At 38.4% G+C, this 25,697-nt stretch carries 18 protein-coding genes; 5 read left to right on the top strand and 13 right to left on the bottom strand.

Features of this window, described 5'->3' with window-relative positions:
* Positions 1-98: 98 nt before the first annotated feature.
* Together QQZ12_RS14605 and QQZ12_RS14600 are read right to left on the bottom strand one after the other, a co-directional pair.
* Positions 99-932 carry a phosphoenolpyruvate hydrolase family protein gene (locus QQZ12_RS14605; protein WP_054095743.1) on the bottom strand — a complete coding sequence of 278 codons (834 nt, stop codon included), beginning with the start codon at positions 930-932 and terminating at the stop codon, positions 99-101.
* Positions 933-944: 12 nt separating this feature from the next.
* A complete protein-coding gene (locus tag QQZ12_RS14600) occupies positions 945-2,162 on the bottom strand; it encodes a Tm-1-like ATP-binding domain-containing protein (protein WP_054095744.1) in 1,218 nt (405 codons plus the stop codon).
* Between the two features lie 291 nt (positions 2,163-2,453).
* Between QQZ12_RS14600 and QQZ12_RS14595 the strand changes: the two genes are divergently transcribed.
* Entirely contained in the window at positions 2,454-3,941 is a 1,488-nt protein-coding gene (locus QQZ12_RS14595; RefSeq protein ID WP_189318907.1) for a DUF4153 domain-containing protein, read from the top strand.
* 97 nt (positions 3,942-4,038) lie between these two features.
* Here QQZ12_RS14595 and QQZ12_RS17015 read toward each other — a convergent pair whose 3' ends face one another.
* From QQZ12_RS17015 to QQZ12_RS14585, 3 genes are all read right to left on the bottom strand, one after another.
* Positions 4,039-4,278 (bottom strand): EcsC family protein, encoded by a 240-nt coding sequence (locus QQZ12_RS17015; RefSeq protein ID WP_321195599.1) that lies wholly within the window; start codon positions 4,276-4,278, stop codon positions 4,039-4,041.
* Positions 4,262-4,771 (bottom strand): EcsC family protein, encoded by a 510-nt coding sequence (locus tag QQZ12_RS17010; RefSeq protein WP_348651547.1) that lies wholly within the window; start codon positions 4,769-4,771, stop codon positions 4,262-4,264. Before QQZ12_RS17010 ends, QQZ12_RS17015 begins: the two co-directional genes overlap by 17 nt.
* Positions 4,772-4,843: 72 nt before the next feature.
* Complete coding sequence (locus QQZ12_RS14585; RefSeq protein WP_102993483.1) at positions 4,844-5,302, bottom strand: hypothetical protein; 459 nt, start codon at positions 5,300-5,302, stop codon at positions 4,844-4,846.
* A gap of 416 nt (positions 5,303-5,718) precedes the next feature.
* On the opposite strand from QQZ12_RS14585, the gene QQZ12_RS17130 reads away from it, so the two are divergent.
* A complete protein-coding gene (locus tag QQZ12_RS17130) occupies positions 5,719-6,204 on the top strand; it encodes a tunnelling fold family protein (RefSeq protein ID WP_431606315.1) in 486 nt (161 codons plus the stop codon).
* Between the two features lie 135 nt (positions 6,205-6,339).
* On the opposite strand, the gene QQZ12_RS14580 is transcribed toward QQZ12_RS17130, so the two are convergent.
* A complete protein-coding gene (locus tag QQZ12_RS14580; RefSeq protein ID WP_284724585.1) occupies positions 6,340-6,900 on the bottom strand; it encodes a VUT family protein in 561 nt (186 codons plus the stop codon).
* Positions 6,901-6,919: 19 nt separating this feature from the next.
* Positions 6,920-8,926, bottom strand: a complete 2,007-nt coding sequence (gene dpdA / locus QQZ12_RS14575; protein WP_284724584.1) for a tRNA-guanine transglycosylase DpdA — start codon at positions 8,924-8,926, stop codon at positions 6,920-6,922.
* Between the two features lie 370 nt (positions 8,927-9,296).
* Between dpdA and QQZ12_RS14570 the strand changes: the two genes are divergently transcribed.
* From QQZ12_RS14570 to QQZ12_RS14560, 3 genes are read left to right on the top strand one after another with little or no spacing between them, the layout of a single operon-like run.
* Entirely contained in the window at positions 9,297-10,226 is a 930-nt protein-coding gene (locus QQZ12_RS14570) for a tRNA guanosine transglycosylase family protein (protein WP_284724583.1), read from the top strand.
* On the top strand, positions 10,198-10,914 hold the full coding sequence (locus tag QQZ12_RS14565; protein ID WP_259435955.1) for a hypothetical protein: 717 nt from the start codon (positions 10,198-10,200) through the stop codon (positions 10,912-10,914). Before QQZ12_RS14570 ends, QQZ12_RS14565 begins: the two co-directional genes overlap by 29 nt.
* Positions 10,844-13,675: a hypothetical protein gene (locus tag QQZ12_RS14560; RefSeq protein ID WP_284724582.1), complete on the top strand. Its 2,832-nt coding sequence runs from the start codon at positions 10,844-10,846 to the stop codon at positions 13,673-13,675. Before QQZ12_RS14565 ends, QQZ12_RS14560 begins: the two co-directional genes overlap by 71 nt.
* 77 nt (positions 13,676-13,752) lie before the next feature.
* Here the strand turns inward: QQZ12_RS14560 and dpdD are convergent, their stop codons facing one another.
* Genes dpdD through QQZ12_RS14530 form a run of 6 tightly spaced genes read right to left on the bottom strand, consistent with a single transcriptional unit; the run spans position 13,753 to position 25,691 of the window.
* Positions 13,753-16,020 (bottom strand): protein DpdD, encoded by a 2,268-nt coding sequence (dpdD, locus tag QQZ12_RS14555; protein WP_284724581.1) that lies wholly within the window; start codon positions 16,018-16,020, stop codon positions 13,753-13,755.
* Positions 16,017-16,523, bottom strand: a complete 507-nt coding sequence (gene dpdK / locus QQZ12_RS14550; protein WP_284724580.1) for a phospholipase D-like domain-containing protein DpdK — start codon at positions 16,521-16,523, stop codon at positions 16,017-16,019. The genes dpdD and dpdK overlap by 4 nt, the downstream gene beginning before the upstream one ends.
* On the bottom strand, positions 16,516-21,000 hold the full coding sequence (gene dpdJ / locus QQZ12_RS14545; RefSeq protein ID WP_284724579.1) for a protein DpdJ: 4,485 nt from the start codon (positions 20,998-21,000) through the stop codon (positions 16,516-16,518). Before dpdJ ends, dpdK begins: the two co-directional genes overlap by 8 nt.
* Positions 21,001-21,010: 10 nt before the next feature.
* Positions 21,011-21,667, bottom strand: a complete 657-nt coding sequence (locus QQZ12_RS14540) for a hypothetical protein (protein WP_284724578.1) — start codon at positions 21,665-21,667, stop codon at positions 21,011-21,013.
* Between the two features lies 1 nt (position 21,668).
* Positions 21,669-24,860, bottom strand: a complete 3,192-nt coding sequence (locus QQZ12_RS14535) for a hypothetical protein (RefSeq protein WP_284724577.1) — start codon at positions 24,858-24,860, stop codon at positions 21,669-21,671.
* A gap of 3 nt (positions 24,861-24,863) precedes the next feature.
* Positions 24,864-25,691 carry a hypothetical protein gene (locus QQZ12_RS14530; RefSeq protein ID WP_284724576.1) on the bottom strand — a complete coding sequence of 276 codons (828 nt, stop codon included), beginning with the start codon at positions 25,689-25,691 and terminating at the stop codon, positions 24,864-24,866.
* Between the last annotated feature and the right edge of the window lie 6 nt (positions 25,692-25,697).

Genomic DNA, 25,697 nt, shown 5'->3' with positions numbered 1-25,697 from the left:
ACCAACTTCTATTTGTCAACTATGTGAAAATTATCTCCTTCAACCACATAAACAACAAAGGAATGACCCTGGCCGGATCATTCCTTTTGCCATATTGCTCACACTTTCACCAAAGACTTAAAGCTTTCCACCTGTGTACGAATCCCGACCTCCACAGGCAACCGCTCCATGCTGGAAGCCCCGAAGAAACCGTCAATTCCCCGCGTGAGCGAGAGGATCGTGCGCACATCTTCCGGCTCGGCGATGGGGCCACCATGGCACAACACCAACACATGAGGATTAACTGCTTTGGCCGCATCATGGATCCGTTGAATGCGCTCAGCAGACTGCTCCAATGTCAACGCCGTTTCCGCGCCGATGGAGCCTTTGGTAGTCAAACCCATATGGGCCACCAGCACATCGGCGCCCGCTTCAGCCATGGCCACTGCTTCTCGCTCATTAAACACATACGGGCAGGTCAGCATGTCCAATTCATGGGCCAAGCGGATCATTTCCACTTCCAGCTCGAAACCCATGCCAGTTTCCTCTAGGTTTTGGCGGAACGTGCCGTCGATCAAACCCACGGTGGGGAAATTTTGTACACCGTCAAAACCCATTTCTTTCAGTTCTTTTAAGAATACAGGCATCAGTCGGAATGGGTCCGTTCCGCACACTCCCGCCAGCACAGGTGTGTCTTTTACCACAGGCAAGACCTCGCTCGCCATCTCTACTACAATCCCATTGGCATCCCCATACGGCATCAGGCCGGCCAGTGAGCCGCGTCCCGCCATCCGGTAACGGCCCGAGTTATAGATGATGATCAGATCAGCACCGCCTTGTTCCGCGAATTTCGCAGATATGCCCGTGCCCGCTCCGCAACCGATCACCGGAGATCCTTGGCTCACCGTCTCACGCAACCGGCGGAGAGAGTCGTCTCTTGATATGAATGGCATGCTTCTCAGCTCCTATTCTTCTTCATTTCTCAGCATTTCCAATAATTTGTCTGTCACCGCTTTGGCGAATTGCGGATCATTGATGTTGCAATCCAGTTCGTAGACCGGGATATCCTTGCGGATGTGCTCCTTGATGGCGTCAAACAACGCCTGATTCGCTTCCGGCCACCAAAAGAGTTTGCCGGGCGCATCCAACTCGGACAAACCTTGCAAAGGCAAGAAAATAGCCAATTCCCCTTTGGATCGATTGGCCTTTTCAGCCAAAATCCGCCCCAAGATGGCGTTTTCTTCCGGCGTGGTTCGCATCAAAGTGATATTGTCATTCCAGCTGTACAGCAAGCGGTCGCGGTATTTCCCTGGAACAGTGGACATGCTCCAGAAGTTGACCATATCCAAGCATCCGGGGGCGATCACTTGGGGCAACGCCCATTTGCCCGCCGCGTCCAAGCGGGAGGGGCCCGCCGACAAAACACCGCCAACCAATTCATCCGCCAGCTCCGTCGTCGTCACTTCCAACACCCCGGTGATATACCCTTGGTCAATCAGCGATTCCATGGTTTTGCCACCGGTACCTGTCGCATGAAACACCAGCACTTCATAACCGTTTTCTTCTAGTTGCTTTGTGCATTGATTCACCAACACAGTCGTGTTGCCAAACATCGACGCCGAGATAAGCGGCTTGGTTTTAATCTTTGGCACTTGCGTTTCCACCATGCCGACCACCGTTCCCACCGCATTGGAATAAATCTTGGCGCTGATGCGGTTCAGCCCAGCTATATCCAAAATCGATGGAATCATGACGATGTCACTGATACCCACATAAGGCTGTGTGTCCCCCGAAGCCACCGTGCTCACCATCACCTTGGGCACCCCCACAGGCAACACGCGCAAGCCTGACGTACCGATCATGGTTCCGTTTGAACCACCCATGGATAACCCGCCATCGATCAATCCCTGATCAAACAACTCTTTCACCACACGGGCAATCCCTTTGGTCATTACCGTCATGGCCAAAGACTTGTCTTTTACTTTTCTCAGCTCAGCCAAGGACATGCCACCGGCTTCCGCCACCCGCTCTGCGGGAACATCCGGTTCAAATAAAGGCTCCCCTAGCACCCCAGTGTTGATGGTGAGAGCGTAATGGCCGCGCTTCTCAATCTCCTGCTTCACAAATGCATAATCGGGACCTTTGGTATCCAATGCACCAATCAGTGCAATCGTTTTGCCCATAACAACCTCCTCGACAATCAAATTATTTTTTGCCATGCTTATTTATGTATTAAATTAAAAGATATATTTCTGTAGAATTAGTTAAATCTCCTTCAAATAAAGAAAAACAGGTCTCTTTCCGCCAGTTCATTCCATCTTTGCTTGTAAACTCCTCATTGTGAACAATCATCACCTCATCACATTTCTAACGGATCAGGTTGACGGTTGCCATTAGAAATAAGACTTTGCAAAAGAATTCAAATATGAAATTATATGTATAAAAAAAGAAAACACAGAGAAAGGAAGTTCATTATGGGGGTTTCAGACGCAAATCAAGTTACTAAAGAAAGCAAGCTATTGTTATGGTGTTTCGCCCTTGGCCTGCTGTATGACTTCATGTTCTTTGACACCACCTTTGCCGGAATTGCTTACCCGATCTTCGTCGCAACAGTCTACGGCGTGTTCGCTTGGCTGTTCCATTCCCAAGGTCGTCTCAAACCGTCGTTCACCTTCCCATGGCTACTGGTCGCTCTGATTCTGTTGTTGAGCCTCACCTTTGTCCTGTTTTCCAATCCGGCGTTTCTCGTGTTGAACTTTTTCCTGGTTCCCCTGCTGTTTGTCGCCCATACAATGCTGGTAACCGGCACCCACAAACGCCCTTGGCACCACATCGGATTTCTTATAGAAATGGCCGAACGGGTCACCATCCACACCCTCTGCAACTTGTTAAAGCCCTTCTCCTCAGTGGTGCGATCTCGACTCATGCCAAGTAGTGTGGCCATCAAAGTCGGTTTGGGAATTGCTATCACTTGCCCCTTGTTATTGGTGGTCATTGTGCTACTCTCCTCTGCCGACAGCATCTTTCTGAAATACATGATTGAAATACCCAAACAACTATTGGATATCGATTTCGGCGAAATTCCCGCTCACATCATTCTCACCACCTTCATCACCTTGATTTTATTCGCTTATTTCTGGAGCCTGCTCCACCCCACCAAAGAATCTGAACCAACGGGGACAAGCGAAGAAGAAACTCGGAAACCAAAAAAATTGGACGGTGTCATTTCCGTCACCATCCTTACCATGCTCAACCTGGTGTACGTCATTTTCACCGCAATCCAAATCTCTTTCTTGTTTGGTGGGGCAGAATCCGTTTTGCCCGCGGGAGTAACCTATTCGGAGTACGCCCGCCAAGGATTTGGCGAGATGCTGACTGTCAGCTTTATCAATATCGGCGTGTTACTGTTATTGCTTCACTTTGCCTCACAACAGAAAAAAGGCTTATACCGGGCCATCCAAGTCTTGCTCACCATTCTCACGGTATGTAGTCTGTTCATCCTGTTCTCCGCCTTCACCCGGTTAACCATGTATGAACAAGCCTACGGCTTCACTCTGTTGCGCTTGTTGCCTCAAGCCTTTATGATTTTGCTCTTGTCTCTATTTGCCGTCTCATTGGTGCGAGTCTGGAAAAGCAATGTCTCCCTGTATAAAAGCTACACCATCATCACCTTGGTGTGGCTAGTCGCCCTCAACTATGCCAACCTGGATCTGATCATCGCCAAAAGCAACATTCAGCGGTACCAACAAACAGGTGAGATTGATCTGGACTATATCGGCAGCCTCTCTTATGATGTGGTTCCAGAACTGGCCAAACTGCAAAAAGACCCCAAGATTGGCGACAAGGCGGTGGCTGAACTGAAGAACATGAAGTCCCGCTTGAAGTTTGAAACCAAGCCCGAGTGGCAAACATTTAATTTTTCCCGGCATCGGGCCGAACAGATCGTCAAAAACATCCACTGACCATACACAAAAACGAGTCTGCTTCCACATGGCAGACTCGTTTTTCATTGATTGTGGCAAGGCGGTTGAATCTCTCGTAGGAGAGGCCGCTCCATGACTAGCGGGGCAAGGGCAAAAGCCTCATCCGGTAAGCATTCATGGCCGCACGTCCCAACTCATCGAGAAACTGGTAATTGGCGGCGGCGCCCACCACTGCGCCCAATCCCGGCACCAATTGTAACATCTTGGCCAGATCGATGTGATCACGATAGGTTTGTTGGAACTTCTGCCAATCCAGCTGTTTTAAGTAATCCGCATGGGACGGATAAGCTCTTATCGTCTCATGCCAATGTTTCATCTTGTGAAACGTCTCGATGCAAACCTCCCCACTTGACAAACGCCAGCTGGAAGATGTGCAGGATATACAGCCGCTCACGATAATCTTTAACATCAAACCCGTACAAGCTAGCTGCGTCAAACAAAAACTTCATCTTGATCGAGAGCAGCATCGGGAAATCGGCCAACCCCAATAACAAACCGCCCATTCCCGTCCCGGCTCCTTCCACTGTCGCTGTGTATTTGTACATCTTGATCTTTTCTAGCACTTGTTTTTCCTTTTCCTCTAAGGAAACGGCGGTGGTAGCCGATTTGGTTGTCCACTCCGAACCGACGAGCACCGTTTGCACCAGGTGCTTGATACTTTCAGTTATCACATCATGCACCTTTTGCGGAATCTTCTCATTGATTTTATCCTGGATTGACTTAGCCGCCCATTGCAATACCGATGGAGACTTCTGCATTTCTACCTGCCAAGCAATGCATTCTTGGCGCGCACGTTGTTCGTAATCCAATCAGCTTCACCCTTCGTATGTCATTTGGTATGTGCGACAGTGATATATACCCAGTTGCCGAGAAGTTGATGCTCATCCCTTCTTGTTCCAAAGTCCATCCATGTGTTCCATCGCGTCAAATATCAAGGAATAAACAAATGCCAAGGCCAAAAGCCCATACAGAGAAAAAGTGATATCTTCAATCATCATATCTAAAACATGCATATGAAACATAACAAGGAAGAAACCCGCAGTAGCATCCAATCCGCCTTTTATCTTTTCCCTTTCAGCGAATAGAAATTGTATTGCCAATTCCAATACAAAACCCACCGTCATCGCTGGAATGAAATAAAATAACACCCCCACACCAAACCAAATCAAACCGGTGGTCGATTGGACTTTGATGCCGAGTGTGACAACGTTTTTGAGCAAAGAGAGAATCCCCATATTGATCAGTACAGGAATACTCAGAATAACTAAGACTAAAACACCTAATAAAGCAAAAACAATCACATTGCCCCATAAGCCAAGTTTCTCTTTTTTTCCTTTCACAGAAATCCCCCATTACGCGAATCAATGAAGAAAGACGGCCAAACCGCCGTCTTCTTGTTATTTCCTTTATTCATTCCCTCGCAAACGGGGGATGGACAAAACATTTTCCGACTTCTTTTCTTCTTTAGTCAGTCCTACCTTAACAACAAAAAAGCGATCTTGATTAGGACCGTTCAAAGCTAAATCTTCAACACCAGTAAGTGAGTATCCCAATACGGACAACATGTAATATATAATCAGGTTAAAGGATTTATCTAAATCAAAATCTAATATAAAAAATTACAATCAATCAAGATCGTATGTAGAAAGGACTTTAAGTTGCTAAAACTGCAATCTCTAGGTCTAATAAGAAATCTTAGATGTTATAGAATTCGATTTAATACTTGAAGTATGGATAAATAAAAGAACTTTAAAAGGTGGTTACAAAAGTGACATATACAAAAGATAGGAATTTATACCCTATACAAAACCAAAGCCGGCTCACTTTTTATCGTAGACAATCTATCTTAAAGAGCATAAATAATCAAAACTCAGATACGAATTACTTTGTTAAAATAACCTATCCAATTTTTTTTGGAATCCCCTCAATTACTGAACCATCTAAATTTTATTCTATATTTATCAACTATGTCCCTGATAAAAAGTTGATTGAAAAAGAATCACTAAAGCAATATCTCCTCAGTTATCAAAGCTATGTAGATGTTCATCAAAACTGTATTGATATTATTCTTAAAGATCTAGTAAACACATATAACCCCAGATATATGGAAATATCATTTTCCTCTTACCATCAGAAAAGGTTCAGTGTTAATCCATATGTGAATTACGGAAAACCAGAAACGAGATGGGAACAATTCGCTGAACTTAGGTTAACTCATCTCGAATCCTTTTTGAGTAACTGAAACAATCTGATTACAAAACAACGATGCGATAAACAATCAAAACTAAGTAGGCTGTACTCATTTTAAGTACAGCCTAATCATAGACAAATATTGCCTCATATTCTGCCAATGCTTTTTTTGTCTCCTGGAATCACACTATAAAGTAGAAGATACTCTATTTTTGGTTGCATTTGTATCTTCTAATGTGTTAATAAATTTCCCTATAATCAAAGCACCTATCAACTGCATAACACTTTTCACAATAACCTGCCCAGCTATAGCAAGTGGCACGGCATCCCATGGTACAAATCCTGTACCCAAAGGACTAATTCCAACAACCACAAACACAGTGCTATCTAGTAAACCACCCACTAAACCGCTATACATAACGCGATAGTTCATAGATGTTCGCAACCGACTATATATTTCTGTATCAGTTGTCTCTGAAAGAGCAAAGGATATAGCTGAAGCAAACACTACCCATAAAGTATCACCGAGCAGTAACGATGTAATAGCACTGAGAAAGAGCGCAGTTATAATGATATAATATGTTTTACGGCGTCCTAATTGATTTTGCACCAAATCTCGCATGATAAAAGTAATACCAATTAAAAACGTCCCAATCGGCACAACAAAAATCCCCATGTTTAGAGGTTGTAACTTCGCTGTGAGTACATTTGCAACTAAAATAGCAAGTATATATAAGAGAACCCTCACATATACACACCTCCGTCTATCAATTAGTTTTCATTTTTTGGTACCTTTTCAATTGCTCATAATAAGCAAACGTATTATGGAATCCCCGACGACGATTACGATTATTGCCCCGAAAAATAATTACTTCTACTCCTACTTCTTTACATATAGAACAATCGCATTCCTTCCACGGCTTATCTTCTAAGACCTCCTTATACAGATCCCAGTGTCTATCTCTTCCTTCCCCGACTAGCTTATCGTATTCCATAATTACGTTTAGAGTAGTTTCCAAATCCAGACTTCCTTGATCATAAGCTCTTAAAGCATCTAACGCTTTTTGTTCCATAGCCTGCAGGTCTTCTAATGACATTCCAATTTGCTCCATCCTTTTTTGAATACGAATCCCTTTTGCTTCTGGAATTCGAATAGCAGCATAATGTTTACCTGAAACTGCATGATAATTATGCCCTGTTCCTAACCAAGCCCGACGTAGAGGAGAAGCCGAATCAAAAGAAGTAACTCCAAGCTTACTAAAAACATCCATGATTTCTGGACTTCTTGCTACACCAAACAAATGCACTCGATAAGAATCATCTGGGATAATTGGTGAAATTTCTTTCAAGATTTCAAAAATCTTTTCTGATTTATCTTTTGCCAGTCCTCCTAGTGCAATATGCTTATATCCCATAGAAATAACTTCTTCTACTGCACTACGAAAGGAAAAAGGATCCCAGCCTTGAACAACCCCCATCGGAGTAAACTTATATCCACGCTCTTTATGCATCTCAATAAACTCTCTGGCATTTTTTAACGTGATTTCATACCGTCTGGCACGTTCCGATTCGTCTTTTTCAATAGAACCAACGATTAAATGGTCAATCGAAACACCAATATCAAATCGGTATTGATCATAGTACTCCAGTATTTCGGCAGTGTTATATGGCGGTTCCTCTTGAGAAAAATAACTAAAAGCACCACAGTCACCCATAATCGGAATAGAAAGCGGAAGCCTTAAGAAATTATGCAAACCACCCATTTCTTTTATTAACTCACGCTTTCTCTTTGTAGCATCAATATTAACTTTAGAAATCAAAACTCCATCATATTGAGGAGACCCATATAAGTCATGAGCATAGACATCATTTAATAATGGATTGCGATTGGGATCAGAATAGTCTCGGATGAAATCATAATCGCCATCTACACGATCATCATTTTCGGGCATAAAAAATCGGAACTGGCCTGTGTAATTCTTTGCTATTAGATCTTGTGATACAAAAAAAGGAGGGACATACTTATTGATAGGAAGTAAATCATTCTCTACTTTACTTTCTTCAAAAAACGAGAGTTGTTCTACCTGTTCACCATTTATAATAAAATCACGAATGCACATCGGATTTTTCAATATGTCACCCCAAGTATATTCTGGGGATTTAATCAGGGATTTCAATAAACGAGAGAATAGTTCACCTTTTAACCAGACTAAACCAGCTTTAAAATAACTTGCTTCTTTGCTTCCCATCGCAAGTGTATACATATTTTCTTGCACCAGTACTTTATTTTGACTTGCGTTCCCTACAAAAAAGATAAATTTCTGGTGCTCCTTCATTCTAATCCTTTCCCAATCAATTGCTTTTAGATAAGAGTCACCTAGAAGAAAAAATACCAAGTCATATTTTGAAACGAAGTTTTGAAGTTGGTCATTCATTCTTTGATGCTGAGACCACTCTTTAATTGCGGTGCCATTCATCGAATTAAAAGTAACATTGTACGGTACGATCTTATCATCTTCTTTTAGAAGGCCATAACCAGCAGAAAGAATGGCTACATCAATATCATCTCGATGCTTTCTATATTCTTTAATCCCATGCATTAACGAGGTATGCTGTCTACCTGTATACATCTCTCCGGCTGTTTCTTCATAAGCAGAAAGCTCTAAGCTTCTCTTATGTAAAAGAGATGTATCTCTAAAATCATTAATTGTTAATTGGTTTTCTGGGCTATATTTTTTTTGTCCGGTACAAGACGTCATGACTAACGTTCGCATTGTTAGTAAATTCACCTCATCATCGATTTGCTAAAATTAGTTAATTATACTCAAGGATACCCTTTTATTATTGTTCCTTCTATATTCTTTATCCTTTTAGTTCACACAATGGTGCATCTTTTAGAATAGCACAAACACAAGTATCTAGGTACATACAAACCTTTTTATCTTTTTGTAAATTGTTCCCTAATTAATCTTGATAATATATCTAATTACATAATCAATCTTGTAAATAACTAAAAATACTATCGTTGATTATAGTCACTCAAGTAATGTGTCAATTTACTGAATTTAGAAAGATAGTAGAGGCAGGTGGTGAGTGATTAAGATATACTTTTCCCAGTAACACTATTAAATAAAAGGTGAAACAATGGAATTTTATATCAGTTGGTCTCATAGCGACGCTAAATATTGCGATTATTACAAAGAATGCCCAATGCTTATTAGCGTTATTCCTGATAATAAACGCCCTCTACGTAAACTTAATACATTACCTAATAAATTAATTATTGATTCTGGAGGTATTTTTTATAGGAATCAAAATAAAAAAACCACAGTTGAACAAATTTTCAACCTGCAGGTAGACGCTTTACAAGATGCTAACAACTCCATCGAAACAATTAAGCTAGTTCAATTAGATATACCTATGTTAGATAAAAGGAGTTTATCCGATAAATACCAAACAATGGAAAAAAACTTATATTTCGCTTGGGAGTATATGAACCTTTTTACCAAATCACGCTTACCAAGTAACATTCAACCTATGGCTGTTATCCAAGGTTTTGACGGACCTAGTGTACAACACAGTGTTCTTGAATTAAAAAAGATGGGTTATAAATACTTTGGAATTGGATCTCTTTTATCCAAGAATTCTAACGAGCAACTTTCTACAATTCAAACGGTTGTTCGTTTGGTTGAGGCCCAATACTTACATATATTTGGTGTTACAGGTATAAATCAAATTTATGAAATGTCATCTATGAATATTTCTTCTTTTGATTCGACTCGTCCAACTAAAGCAGCAGCATATTATTCTGTTTTTTATAGTAATCCATTCCGTACTTATATACTTGGCACTTCAAGAATAGCCAAATCTGGACCACGCCTTTTCGAACCACTTCCTTGCTCCTGTCCAGTTTGTAGCATTAATCCTTATGATATCTTCATTCCATCCCCGAGACATTATATGAAACTACGTTCAATTCATAACTACTATCATTTGAGAAATACGATACAAAATATAATAAGCCAAACAGAAAGGACAAATGATCATGTTGTTCCAAATGTGCTACGGCCCTGAAATCCCTTCTATATATGAAATGATTAAAGAAAATCCTCGGATAACCATAGATGAACTAAAAGAGATATTTCAATACACTACGGCTACAGATATTTCGTCATTAATTGAGAATACTATCTCTTTCCTGATGACAATTCAATTCATAGAAAAGAAAGAATCAGGTTATCTTGCTATTTGCGGTGACTGGGATGTAATTATGTTTTTAAAACGTTTAGTAGAAATAAGTAAAAATGAACCAACTAACTCACTCAATTATGTGTTCACCACTTTGTATTATGAGCTATTTATTAAGCCTAATAAATTATATATAGAAGATGTTCACTACAGTGTAAATAAACATTTCAATGAAATCATGGTTGGAAAAGAAAAAATAAATGCTTGGAAACGAATAATGGAGTTTTTCGGTCTAGGCTATCGAATGTACACTGGATTTTATGCACTCCCACATCTTTCTTTACTACAACAACTTGTGAAAAGATCAGGTTCTTTTAGCGGTTCTCTTTACCAATACTGTTTAGATAATATTCATCCAATTATCCCTTGCATACATCAAGGACAAATTTTCGATGGTTTACTAATGGGTCTCTCTTTTTTAAATAAAGAAGAAATTATCCATCTTGAAAGAAAGCAAGACCTTCCATATCCATCATTTGGATCAAAACAACAATGGAACTGGATTACTATTTGAAAGGAGGAGTGTGCCAGTGCTTCCCTGTCTCTCATCCAAATCACTAAAATTGTTAGTAGCTACGGCAGACGAACGTTATTCATTCTCTCCAGAATATTTTAGACAAACACATTACCCACAAGTTTTACATAAGTACTATCAACATCAACTTGTTCAGGAAATAACAGAAAAAGAATTATTTGATGAGTTACAAGAAGATACCGCCATAGGAAATAGAGTTTACACTATTCTAGGATCGACTGGGTCAGGCAAATCAGAACTCCTATGTTGGCTAAGAGATCAATGTATACAACAAAATGTTTATCGTCCAGTAATACGATTATCTAGAACAGAGCTTAATCCTCAGCTATTAATTACCCGTTGTTATGAAGCACTTCAAATATCCGAAGATAAGGCCATTGACGATAGTAAATGGCATATATTACTCCAAAAACCCATTACTATTATCAATCAAATTGTTTGGTCTACTTTAGCTGAATTTTTTGATTCTGATGAGGAGATCGTACCACTTGCTCTTTTATTACGGCCAATTATTGAACAAAATATTAAAGCGTTTGCTCAACAAGTGAAAGAAAAGAATATTGTACAATCACTTGAGATCATTAGCGAAGAGCAATTGGATGAAATTAAACGTAGCACAGCTCTGCCAATATCTATTCCATACCAAAGTTTTCGCCATTCCTTACGAAAAAAGCTAGAACAATTCTTGTTCTCCGGTCATGATATGATATCTATTCTTAAACAGTTATCTCATATAACTATGAAAAAAAACATTCGTCCACTTATTCTTATTGATGATCTTGTACAATCAATAAATATTTATGCTTCTGAACTCCTAGATTACTTTATCACCCTTGAAGAGGGTAACTGGGATGTAGTTATTGGTTTAACACCAGGAGCTTTACAGGACTCAGAAAAGGGAACTACTCTTATGAGTCGTATTCTAAATTTAGACACCATAGATGATCGCATCCAAAAACTTTGGTTAACAGATGAGAGTGGACAAGTATTTTACACATTAGGTCGAAATGATGCTGTGCCTTATTTAGAAAAATATTTAATAGAACTGAAATCGACACAAGGTTTTGTGTGCAACTCAAACTGTCCTCATGCAATTAATTGTAGTCGTTTTCTCGTAGGTAAACGTGCCCGTCTTTCACTTCTCCCTCTTAATGAACCTCTTATTGAGCGTATATATGATGGAGTTCCAAGTGGAAAAGGAAAGTTACGTTACACCATCCTGCACACACGTGAAATTATTAGATTTTTACTTCGCGGTACTTCTTGGGGTCTGTCTCGGGTAGAAGCTCTTATTGATCGAAACGTTTATGCAAATCATCCATATCCCTTGCTAAAAATTTTGGGAGAAATGTTTGCTGATCACGATACAGATCATGTGTTTTTACCAGAGGGTTGGGTAAAACATTGTAGTGACCAATCTACTTCTCTTACTCTTTCATTACAAACAGTAAAAAGAAATCATTCATCTCTACCTTTTCATTCTATGAAACACGAGGAAGAGGCAACCCCCCTTCTACACTTGCGTGATTGGATAGAGGGCAAAAAAGTTAATGAAGAACTAATTTATTCACTACGAGGAAGTATTGCCACCCTTATACATGACGCAATAAAAGCAATTCATATCAGCCGCCGGTTCACGCCTAGGCAATCTGCAGTTCTTCAACGAAGTGAAATTTCCAAAGGAATTCGCTATCCAGTCTCATTTTCTGCCGTAGAGAAGAAAAACGAAATCAAGGTACATCGTTCAGTAATACTATTAAAAATGTACGGATTCCAACAACAAAAAACATCACAGAGGAAAAAAATTTTTTCTGATCTATCTAATAGTTGGGATGTAGCAGAATGGATCTATCAAGGAGAAATGGTAAGTGACCAGTGGTTAACTGAATTAGAAAAATCACTTGGACTCCCAACAGATGAATTTGCTTTTCAACTTCTTACTTGGATAAATTCATGGTTAGAAACATGTAAGTATTCTTCTGTACTTTCCCTACCTTCTATACCGATCTCCCAAGAGACTCAGAAATGGGTGGAAGAATTTTTCTTAGATTGGTTTGCGTTACGTGACAATATTATTGATGCAACAAAAATAAATAAAATAAAAGTAAATCCTGACTTTGAAACATTTTTTCTTTCCCGGTTATTTCCTAAAAACCTAGAGTGCTATCGACTTGTAAATGTATCACTCTATACATTTCTGACTGAATTGCAACAAGCCTTTCAATTATACCAATCCGATTTGCGAACTTGCCTTAAAAATAAATGCGCTGAATACGAAACGATGACTCAATATATACAAAATTACCATCCATCAATAAACACTCGAATTAAAACGATTTGTCAACAAATTAAACAGCAAGAACCAAATCCAAATTTAATAAAAGAAGTAGCAAATTTAGAAACGCATTTGCTAAATCATGGTATATACGAAAGCTACAACCATTGGCTAAAACAAAAAGAAGCGAGTCAGCAGTTATTAAATTCTCTCATTCATCCATTGGTCGCCGATCGGAATTGGACAGTGATCCCCAAATCGCTAGAACAGATGTTGGAATACATCTCTATGGATTCACAACTTCCTCCATCAACTCGTGATCTACTATTGTCCATTATTAACAAAGGAGAATATATCATTTCACTTGAAGAAGTAAGCGATGTTTTGACAAGTTTATATAAACATTGTCCGCGTCTCATTCAATACTTACATCTTCAAATAAAGCTAAAGTCTATGAATAATTAATTTATACAAAAACCCCCTTCTGAAAACAGAAGGAGGGATTACATTCTGAAAAGTTTAGCTAAATATCCCAAAATCTATTAATAGTTATTCTGCAAATAATCCTCAAATGCATTAATTATTCCTGTTGTTCCTGAACTTTTAGGATACACGGTTTTATTTAGATAGCGTTGAATTCCATAAAAAAGAGCATGAGTTAAACAAGTGGTCACAACAATATTTATATCGGAACTTTTGGCATATATTTTTGCTTGATCTGTTAGAGTCTCATCCGCACAAATTCGATACTTAATCTTTTCATTTCGCAGCTGTAAACGCTCAATAGCACGCTTAGCTGTTTGAGGACGCAAGGTGAAGATCGTCACTATAAGAGAATCTTGCTGACTAATCACATCTGTTTCTTCATCAGTGGACATGGTTTTAATTGCTTCCTCTATCATGTGAAGCAAGTACTCATCGCCACTAATGATCCGACCAAATTCCCACCATGATACTAAATCAGTATGATAGATTGTCCTAATCCCTTCACCAATACTGCCTGTCCAACGTCCCCAAAGAGCACGTAGTTCATCATGACTTAATCCGTATTCCTCAAATAACTCTAAAGCTACCAACACTTGAGATAGCAAAGCTTTAGTTGGATTGATATTAAACCAATACTTAGCAGAATTCCACAGATTATTAACCAGTGTAACTTCTAATAAGAGCATTCCCTCCATTAACTTTAAGAGAAGCTCTGTATTATTTCTATTCCTTTTGCTATGAATTTTCATCAATTCTACCGTATAATCATAAACATCCTGTGCTTGCGGGTTAGGAAATTGATGTTGCAATAAAAAATCTGAAACAAAGAAAGGAAGTGCTTTTTCCAATAAAATCCTCTTGGATGGTGTTAATTCCTCAATGGCTATACTTGTCAAGACCTCTGTGAGATCAGTAAGCATAGAAGGAGACCAATCAAAAGCACTGTTTAATTCATCAATTCTTTTTAGTCGCTCACCTAGTTTATCCTCTGATAATTCACCGGATAGAAAAGACTGAAACCAGTAATTCCATGTTTCATTTGTCGGTTGTTCTACCTGACTTTTTAAGCCTTCCTTCCATTGCTTTACAAGCATGACCTGCGGCTTACTATCAGGATTTTGTTCTAATTCCACTTGCTCATCTTCAGATAATTGTTTGTACACTTCATAGGCTGATGAATATACTTGTTTTGCTTCTGTGACAACAGCTAATCTACATAGTAACTCAGCTACTTTTGGAGTAGGAGAGCAATCCTTTAATGAGTTGTAGGCGTCATCATATCTTTTCTCTTTTATATAATAAAGTGCTAACTCTTCACCTTCCAATTCTGGCTCTACTTTTATCTCTGCCTCGATAGAATCCACAGAGATCTGTGATACAAAATACTGGAGTAGTTCTTTAGTAGTTAGATCATTTGCTTTTTGCATCAAATTCTCTAACCTGTTCCTGTCCCCATTCAAAAATGCCTCATGTGCAAAAATGCGTAAATAAATTTCCTCATCTAAACCAAGTGATGTATAAAGAAGATTGCCTAAACGAAAACGATGCTGTTGGAACTTTTGATATGCTTCCTCATATCTCTCCTCGATTTCAGCAGGAGCTAAGATTACATAATAGAAAGCAGATAGAAGAGAACATCGTATTTGTAACGGAATCGTCTCCATTGCAGCAATGAGCTCAAAGTCCTTAGAATACCAGATTTTTTCCCATTTTCTTTGGTGTGTCCAAAACTGGATTCGTAAAAAAATGTAGTTCTCATCACTTACATAGTATCCTTGTCTAATCTCTTCTAGAGTACGTTCTGCTTCTATCCAATTTTCAAGAGCTAAGTATTGTTGGAATTCAGAGCGTAATGCAAATGCACTACGCTCCGTTTTTTCTAACTGATCCGCTGGCCTTCTTTCATCCAACTGCATCCATAAACCAAGCATCTTCCAGATATTATCTGCTTCTTGATTAACGGATTTTAAGAGAAAATATCCATCAGTAAATAAGTCTTTACCTAATTTACCAATACGATATTCCGGATTGAAATGACGAAAACAAATGTCATCAGTACAAAACACTTTAATAAAGCTATATATCTCTTTATAATCTCGGTGCAATCGGTGTCTATCTTTATTACAAATTAACCAATGTATCATTCCGCTTTTGGGAAAAGGAAATACAACCGTTTTATCTTCCATGAACCGATCAAGCATTATCATCATTTGTTCATCCATACTAAACGGCTTATGATCAACAATACGAATCTCATAAGGATTATCCCCATTTACATCAAACAACTGGCTAATAAAATCCAGTTTTTTTGCATCATTCGTCATATATTCAAGGACTCCTTCCAACGCTCACGTGCTGCAAGTAAGGCTGAATTTACCTCGGGCGCGAAGGTAGTAATACGAACGCTTTCTCTATTCACATGAATTCCTCTATAGGTAAAATTCATAGATCCGTGAAGATAAAATTTCTCTGAGACCAACACTTTATCATGATTGTTCTCTAGCTTCTTAAATTGAACTTTTCCTTCTAGGCGATCAATAAAGAGACGAGTTTCTTTACGTTCAGGATTACAAATTACTCTCACATCCGTACCCTTGAATGCCAATGCTTCTAGGATATCAGTTAGATAGATCGTCGCTCCCTTAGCAAAAGGAACAAGAACTGTATATTGATTAAATTGATTATCCATAAGTGGATAATTACTTAAATAAGGAAAAATAAAGTATATCTCACTACTTGGTTGAATTAGCTCTGTAATAAACATCGAAATAAGATAATCTTGTAATGATTGGCCTCCCCCTTGAGAGCGAATCACACGGCTACTCATATGACACCTCCCGGATTCGCAAATCGAACTGCCATAATAACCCATCCTGCCTTACCTTGTCTATATAAGGATAGTAGAGTTCATAAGCATATTCGATCGGTTCATTTATAATTTCAAATAATTCTTTTTGTATCTCTTCTCTTTGGGCAGCATCCGTAACCAAGCGGACTGTTTGTCCATGATAAAGGGATTCACGCACTTGTTTTTTCCAATCTTCCTCTCTAAACTTCACGATCTTGTATGGTTGAGGTAAAAAGTGACGTAACAAAATACGTGATGGCTTAACAAAACGTTGAAATGGACTATACAAAACCAAACATTCTGGACAAGAGTCCACGCAATCAGCAAATAGTAAAGACTCGACTAATAAAAAGCGCTGTCTTTCAGGCACATCATGGCCTGGGAAAGATTTTTGGAACAATAGTTCAATTTTGGTAGCTATTTTATCTTCTTTTCCTTCTCGATTAAAGCAAGCAACAGCAAATACATGGCTATCGATTTTACATTGCAAACGTTTTTCTTCTTCATGCCAAAGTTGATGTAATTCTTGTCTTAGCAAATCGAGCTCGCGGTTGCCTTTTCCTCGAAGGAAGTGCGTAGCAAAACTAATAATTAGTTCATGTTCTGGTACAATGCCAACTTGATCTAGTTTATGTTGCAAATCCATCAGCAACTCTCGTTGCTGCTCAATTTTTGTTTCCCTGCGAATATTCTCTAACAATCCTGCGAAATGATCCGTTGTGATATGTGGCAACATGGCCCGTAAGGATGCGGTAACATGATGGCGTACACAACGCTCCAAACTTTCTATAAAAAGCTCTTCAAACTGAGCTACTTTGTTTTTCAGCATGGACACTACTTTCGTTACGATTCCTATTCCACCTGATTCGCTTTCAGACAACCAGATATCAGTCCCACAAATATCGAGTACTAAATCACTGGTGTTAACACCAGGCAATAACCCTTCAATCGCTTTCTGAATGCTTGCTCCTACGGTTGCAATAAGTGTTTCTTTCATCCAATAGATAAACTGTTCCTGTTTACGAAGATCAATAGTAAAAATAGAAAGGTGTTTTATCAGTACTTCCATTAATGATTCGTCTTGAATAAAGCCTAACAATTCTTTGTATACGCGATTTTCATCTTGCTCACGATCTCTACTCTCTTCGCTACCTTTGGCTTTTACTACAGTCGAATGAAAAATCACTTCTAGAGTACGATGAGCAATCCGGATATAATTTTTCTTAAACTCATCAATGGCTTCACAAAGAGTTACCTTTTTGCTTACTGCAATCGCAATGACTGAAGAAAGAATAATTTGGGACAACCACTGAATCTCAAACACATTGAGACGCCCAATAATCTTTGGATCTTGTTGTGTAATATAGAGATAATACTCTGGTTTAACAGACTTCTCTATCTCGTTCCATTCAGGTAAAGCAAATAGTTTCTGTGGCTCTATACTATGAAGTGAGAAGCAAATAGCATCTACAAACCGTTCAAAACCTATCGCAGCCGATTTTCCTTTATAGTGAAAAGGAATTACTTTTGTTTCTGTGTTTCTCCTCTTATATTTTACAGTAGCATGCGATACTGGAGCATAACGAACAACTTGAACATAGTTGTTCTCATCACTAGTAAAATAGGAAATTCCTTTCAATAATCCATAGAGATTGGACTGTCTTGGAAGCGATATATGATTTTGTTCGGATGCACTGAATGGATTCAATTTTACTCGCCAATCCATGATCGCATAACTTTGATCTTTAATATGCTTAGGAATCTGTTCAAGTGAAAATAAATAGGGTTCACAAACGATTAGATTCGTATCCTCATCTTCTACCTCTTCTAATACTCGGGAACGAACATTTTTTCCATCTAGATCTACCCCTTTAGGAGAAAGAATAGGGAGCCAATGAGCTTCGTAAGTTTTATAAGCATTTACATAACGCTTAGATACATTACCAGGAGCAAATTCCGTCATCGCTTGTACAATGGGTAAGTGTTCTTTTTTTCCTCCAGGCACCTGGATCTCTAGATCAGTCATATATAAGGACTCAAATAAGGCTTTTGGAACATACCCACTAAGCGGAGTATTTTGTTCTTCCTCATTTGCTTTCTCAAACTGTGTTTGTAATAAATTGATTAGAGTTGGAAATAACTCCATATAAAGTGAACGTGGTGGTAGCCACAAGATTTGTTCTAGTTGCTCTGCAGGAAGTTGAAGCGCTTGTGAAAGATAGTCTTTAAACTCTAAATCATCGCCCCGCAATATTTGTAGTAACAAATCTTGTATATATCTCTGATGCCCTATATGTCCTCTTTTGGTCAACAAAATCCGTATATCCTGTTGCTCATCAAGTGATGATAATTTCCATGTTAACCAATCCATTAGTGCAAATGCGGCTTGTATACGCTGCACATATTGATTTTTTAAAGGAAGATATAAATGATTTAATGTAGGATTAAATAGATACTCTGGATAATCATACACAAATCGATCTCTTCCAAATGCTGAAGTAATTACTATAGTCCAAGGACGCATCCCTCGTTTACGCCCAGCACGTCCCTTACGTTGTAAAAATGATGCCATGTTGCGCGGAGATTTATGTTGTAGCACCGCACCTACTTTACTATCGTTATATCCCACTTCTAATGCACTTGTTGCAATGACTAATTTAGCTTGTTCATTAACACCCTTATACTGAGAAGAAGCAATATCAACTTCTAACGGATGTATTAAACTATTGGCATCAATTTGTCTTGCAAACTCCCAAATTTGTCCAGCTACATGCTGTTCTGTTGCTGTGGGTAGCAAATCATTAGGAAGCTGACTATGATCACGAAACTGACTGAGTACGTTCCTTTTTTCAGCATCTAATTCAATGTGATACCAACGGTTGACTAGATCCAGTTTATCAGTAAAACCAAAGATTTTAGAACCAAATGCATCTCGAGAAACATTTCGATGCAAAGGATCTAGCATACGCCCCATCAGCATGGCAGTCTGCACGGTAGTCGATAATAATGAAGTGCTTGAAAAAGGATCTCCGCGAACAATTAAGTTATATTCTGCTCCCTCTACAACCATGTCCTCCGGTTTAGGAGATATATAATGAATAGAATCTTGTGGTAACCCCGTAAGCTGAGAAAAAAATGGTAAAGGGTTAGATAGAGTTGCTGATAAACCAACAAACTGTATTCCCCTTGATACTTTCTGTGTTAACTTGACCAAATGTCTCCAGCGGCGTAGAAGATAAGCGACATTTGCACCTGTGATACCATCATAAATATGTATCTCGTCTAATAGTAAAAATAGTGGAGGTTGAAATGCGTTAATTCCAAATACAGGCCATTCCTTTGTGTTAGTTATCTTACGGTTCAACATCTCAGTAGTGGTAAATAAAATATCTGGTGGTGCTTGTTTCATTCTCTTTCGAGTGAGAATGACATTTTCCGAATGAATGACACTTTGACATGCAGCCTCTATACAAACCAATCTCTCATATTTACCTGATCCTTCTTTTATCTCTCTTTGCACATCTTCCTCAGTCCAAACCATTGTTCCACCACAAGTAGGACAAGAAAAAAATGGGCAAATATAGCCTTTCTCTATTTTCTTCCAACTACGGTCCTTATGATCCACTACATCTTGAGCATGATCAGGTGTCTCTCTATAATAACTACCAATGGTAATTGGGCGAATTCCTTTTTTCAGCGCATAATGATTTAATTTCAAAATTTCTTTTATCGCTTCTTTATATTGGTCCTTGAGAAGCTCGACACGAGGATAAATTCCCAATACCTTCGTCCATGGTGTTTGACGGTTGCGAATCGCATCCAGCACTTTAACAAAAGCTGGGAGATAAAATGCTTTTGTTTTCCCAGACCCTGTTCCAGCGCCAACTACTACCCCAACGTCTACTTTTGATCGGTATCCAAGCAGGCGTTGTAGTGAATCAACTTGAAACCTAGCTAGTTGAATGTTTCCATTTTCAAGCAAAGTATATAAGATATCTTTCCTAAAGTTTGCATCACCAAATATATGTTTTAACTGGTTCATCACTTGTGAGAAATCTTGATCACGTTTAGGATACTCTCTATATTCAACAAAGGGTTTAATATTGCTTACAAGATTAGGCGCTTCTTGCCAATCCTTAAATTTAAATCTCTGTTTCAATAAATAGAGCAGGCGAACTGTTTCGGCATATCGACTCCGAAATCCATCGTTTAACGGTAACAATAGTTTTCTATCAATTAGATTTTGCAGTAAAATACTAGCCTCTTTTTCGCCCAATTCATTTTGTTTTATCAAGTCTTCCAATAGACGTGTAGGAGGTTGGCGGAGCATGCGAATAATCTCTTGCTCCGCATCTACATTTCCGCCAATCATTCCCCATTCTAATAGTTGATTCTCTTTTTTTTCTATTTGTGTCAGCATTTCTTCTGCCACAATATCAATAACATCTCTTTTCATCTCTTACTCCTTACTTGATTTTAATCATGAGATTAGATGATATTTGGTAAGCTCTTAACCAATTTAGTACCTCATCATTTAAATCATCCAAAGTCGCTTCGTTATTGCTCACCTTTTCTAAGAAAGTATGAATGGTCTCATTTGTTTTCCACTCTGATAACTTCTGTTTTCCCTGTTTCAATTTGTTCTCATATTGCTCCAGCTTTGTCGATGTAAGTGGCCATATCTTGGTCGATCGCTGAAAATAAACAATCAAATGAGAGAGTGATTCATCATCAGGAGCTACTTTTTGTAGCAAAAGTAAAACATTTAAAATCCCCTCATTTTGTTTTCTTACATAATTTCCCCATTGTTTTTTCCCTTCATCTTCAATCTCTTGCAATTCCCTGATAATCCGCTCGATTTTCTCCTTGGCTGGTTGTTTCTCCATGACTTCTAGCAGTTGTTCTACCTTGTGTAGGACAGATGAAACTGAAATATTGAAGGAAGGAAATCCTTCCTTTTTTTTGAGTAAGTAAATACTTTGTAGAGTAGCTATTTTATTGGGGATTTCTTTTTTAACAATTGAAGAAAATTGCTTCTGATCCTTTATTTTCCTCTCATTTTTTTTAACTTCTACCACATCTTGAATGAGTCGAATGGACAAATTCATTTTGTCAATTAACATGTTACACCTCCTCCAATTTTTTCAATTCTATTTTCAACTGCTCCAGATGATTTCTTGCTTCTTGCCAATCCTGTTCATTTTCAAAACTTGATTGAGGGTTCTGTACACGAGAACTATATTTATTTTCGATACCATCTAGAAGTCGATTAAACTTTTTTAGAGTTGCTAAATGCTTGTTAACTTTCTTCACCGGATTGGAAGATAGTACTAACAATTGCTCTGTTCTTGTTTTCCCTTGTTTTAGGCGTTCTGCTTGAGCAATAAATGTCACCAAATGATGGGTAAAAGATGGATCCTGTACAATATTTTGTTGTAAGTCTTGATCGAATGGTTCTTTCTTATCAACAAAGAATTTAAGCGTATTTATCATTTGTTGATGTAAACTTTGCATTTCAATTTCGGTAGATACATCACCAAAAATCTGTCTTATTTCTTCACGAACCTCTTCAACCCGCTTCTTTTCCTCTTCTAAAGCATTCTGAAGGCGACTTTTAATTAGATATAGCAAATTAATAGAACGGTACCAAGCAAGCGGACTTTCTTTTTTCTTGGGCAAATCTAGTTTTTCGATGTCAAAATCACTTTGAATCAACTGCTTAATTACTTGTAGGATTTGCCCAGAGTCTAGTATAAATTTGTCTGTACTTCTACGCTCTTTTACACTTCCTTGTGTTCTATTAAAGAAACGAAGAAATCCTTCCTCTGTATGGTTTACAGTCATATCATTCTGTTTTAGTAAACTTTGTAGGTTACCCCACGCTGAAGCACGATCTGATTCCATTGTTATCTCTTTTGGTTGTAATAGTAGTGATTCATATAAGGAACGAGGTTCCATTTGAACATCAGATGTAAAGTGCCCACTCAACACGCGAAGATAAAACTCCGCTGCCACTGCCCATTCAGCTGCGCGCCAGTTAGATACACTAATCTCAGATGGTTTCTGTACATATTCAATTATCCGTTTTTTCTCCGTCTCGATCCAAGTAAATAGAGCTAAAGCATACTGTGGAGCATCTTTAAAATCCCAGCTATTCTTACCTAAAATCTTCCAAGCCATTAAGGCTTCTAAGGCATAACGAAGTTCCGGACTACGATAAAAGGTAAGAGTATGGATTTTCGTTTTAGTTGAAATCGCTTGCCCTTCAATCTCCACTCTGTTTTTTGTTAACACTTCATCAACAATATGAACTGGAACACCTTCTGCTTCCCAAGAAATAGTATCCCTTATTACATCGATAAGCCTTTCCCGGTAAATATCATTTACTAATGGCTGGCCATCCATCCAATCTAGCAATTCTTCTCTTACTTGTTTAAACTCCTGTTGCCTTTTGCTTACTTCTTCTTGAACAGAAGGAGAAGTCTTGTCATTTAAAGAAGGTTGAGTTTTTCCTCCTTTAGGTGTAGGTGTAGGTACCTCTGGATCCGCTTTCTTATTATTCGCTTGATTAGCAGTTATGGTTTTATCTTTACTTATCATTTCTTGTAATGGTGTCAAACCAAAAGACACAAATACTTTATCCTCTAACCCACCAATCCATTGCTTCCCTTCTTTTGTAATTAACTCAAGTGTTTGATTGCCCCAGATGCATAATAAACTTTGATATTTTTCGGCTTGAGATCCTGTTAGTCGATTCAATACCCCTTCATCTGAAATATTATCCATTATCGGCACATTCAACTTTCTTCGGCGAAACTCACTTATTGCAGGAGGAAAGCTAGAAGTATCTTGTAGAAAGCGCATCATATATGATATTAATACCTGATTTAAAAATTCACGAGGAGTTCGTACACCATGCATGATAAATAATTGATAAATAGCCTTCTCGTTAAATGGAAATAATGGTAGGACATAGCCTTCCTCAGTCTGACAAGACGCCCAAGATAAATGCTCCTCATACAAACGAGCTGTTGGTATCTCATTAACATCTGCACCTCTTGCATTCCACTGCTCAATTTCCTTTTCATCCAGATAAATGGTGTTTATATAACGGGCTGCCAACTCAACTACGTCGTCCTCTGTTCCCAATGCTGATTGATCCATTTTAAGTTCATACGAAATGCGATTCTTTAAGTTATCTGGAAAAGATGAATGGAAGTAACTATTGGTAATTCCAATAATAGAAACAATCCGGCATAATTCATTGTTCACTTCCGATCCTTCATGCTCAGCTATCAATGCTTCAACTAAAGCTTTGTCTATCCCAGTAAATGCCGTAATATCTTCAATAAACAATGTCAAGTTCTTACCTTGTTTTTTTAACTCCTTACGTAATGTCATCAATACATCTTTTAAATCCGTTCCACGTAGTTGTGTACAACGTTGAACAACAATATCTAAAAATTGATTAAGATAATTAGCATATGCTTCTCTCTTCTGTAAAACTTCTTGTACTTCTTGCGAATTTCTTGAAGATGGTTCCATAATATCTTCAACAAAATGCTGCGCTTTTCTACTTGCTTCCGATTCTCGGATTGCTTTGGCTTGTTCCACCGTTACATAAAAATCCTCAGGTAGAAATCGTGGTGTTACTTCAGTCATCACTTCATTTGTGGCTTCTGAAGCTAACTTTTTATAAATGCGATCAATCGGACCATCTTCTCTCATTAATAACGTTTGGGTTTCAATGCTGACCAGAAAATCATATAATCGTCTCTTTTCTGTTTTCTTTAGTTTCACTTGTAAAGAAGTTTCTTCATTATCCTCTTTAACAGCAATAGCAAACTGATGCAAAATATTATTCTTTAAATTTTCTTTTCCTAAATGCTCATTGGCTTCAATTAAGGATTGTAATTTCTCTGCCATCTGATGATCTTGTAAAACTTCTGAATGAATAATTTGTTCTAATGTAGCTCGAAGCGTACTTTGAGCGCGAGCAATAAAAATAATAGCATCTTCTTCCGAAGATACATTTTTTAAATACATCTCCTTGAGCCAACGTATAAAATGAGATTTTCCAGAGCCATTATCTCCGCTTACTACAATAAACTTATGGCGTTCTCTCTCTTGAAGTAGATAGTTTTGCAAAAACTCATTCTCATTAACTACTACTTTTTCATCTGCTGACATATATGGAGTCACTAATTCAATCTTACGAAATGGTTTATGAGTAAGAAGAAAATATTCCGATTTCACGTTCGTTGCGTCGAAATGATACACATCACGTAATCTCTGAAGTCGATTTGATTGATTCATATCTTAGCCTCCAATTCTTAATTCAATTTGAGAAACCTGATTCGGAATCTCATGCATCTGGTTGAGTGTCAAATGCCATACATCCGTTGCATCAGCTATATAGTTAAGATAAATCATTCCTAAGCTATGTAACGTTCGTAATCCCGATGAAAGTGCATAAGAAAGTTGCTGTTCTTGGAAATAACGATTAAATTCCATATTTACTTTTCCACCATCTAGTTCGGGTGCTTCATTAGCTAACCAATTGATAAATTGCCGAAAAGGGATAGGTTGGCGAAGAGGAAACATGGTTTGGTTCTTTAAGAGAATCTGAATCCGATTAGCTGCATTTGGTACAAAGACACCACTATACTGGTAACCAAGTCCTAAAAATACAGCCCATTGCTTCCATGCAGTAATATTCGTTGTGTTATATTCTATATTCCCATCAAGAGTAACTTCCTGGAAAAATTGCCTTGCAAGATCTCCATTCTTCATCGTTAATACTTCTTCTCCTCTGTTTAGAAACCAGCAAGTAAATTGAGTAAAGATATAATTCGTTGAAGAAAAAACTCGCTTAGCAATTTCTGCTTTAAAAGTTTCTAGATCATCAAGTTGCTCATCTTGTAATTTTGAACGATATTGATTGGTTTGTGGATCAAGTTCAATTAAGTCTCCTCGCTTAGCCAGTTTTAACACTTCTGTAAACTGATCCTGTTTTTGATTGAGGGTAGAAGGTTGAACCATTTCCTTCAACTCGTTTTGTGATAAAGGCATCTGATGTACTAGACGACAAAGGGCATAAAGTCTTTCCGGTGTCTGCATTGCTTTTAAACTATTATCAAACGGCATTTTCTC

It is taken from the genome of Laceyella tengchongensis (assembly GCF_900182735.1).
Classification (GTDB): Bacteria; Bacillota; Bacilli; order Thermoactinomycetales; family Thermoactinomycetaceae; genus Laceyella; species Laceyella tengchongensis.
The sequence above is the reverse complement of the archived record's forward strand: the minus strand, read 5'-3'. Positions and strand labels throughout refer to the sequence as shown.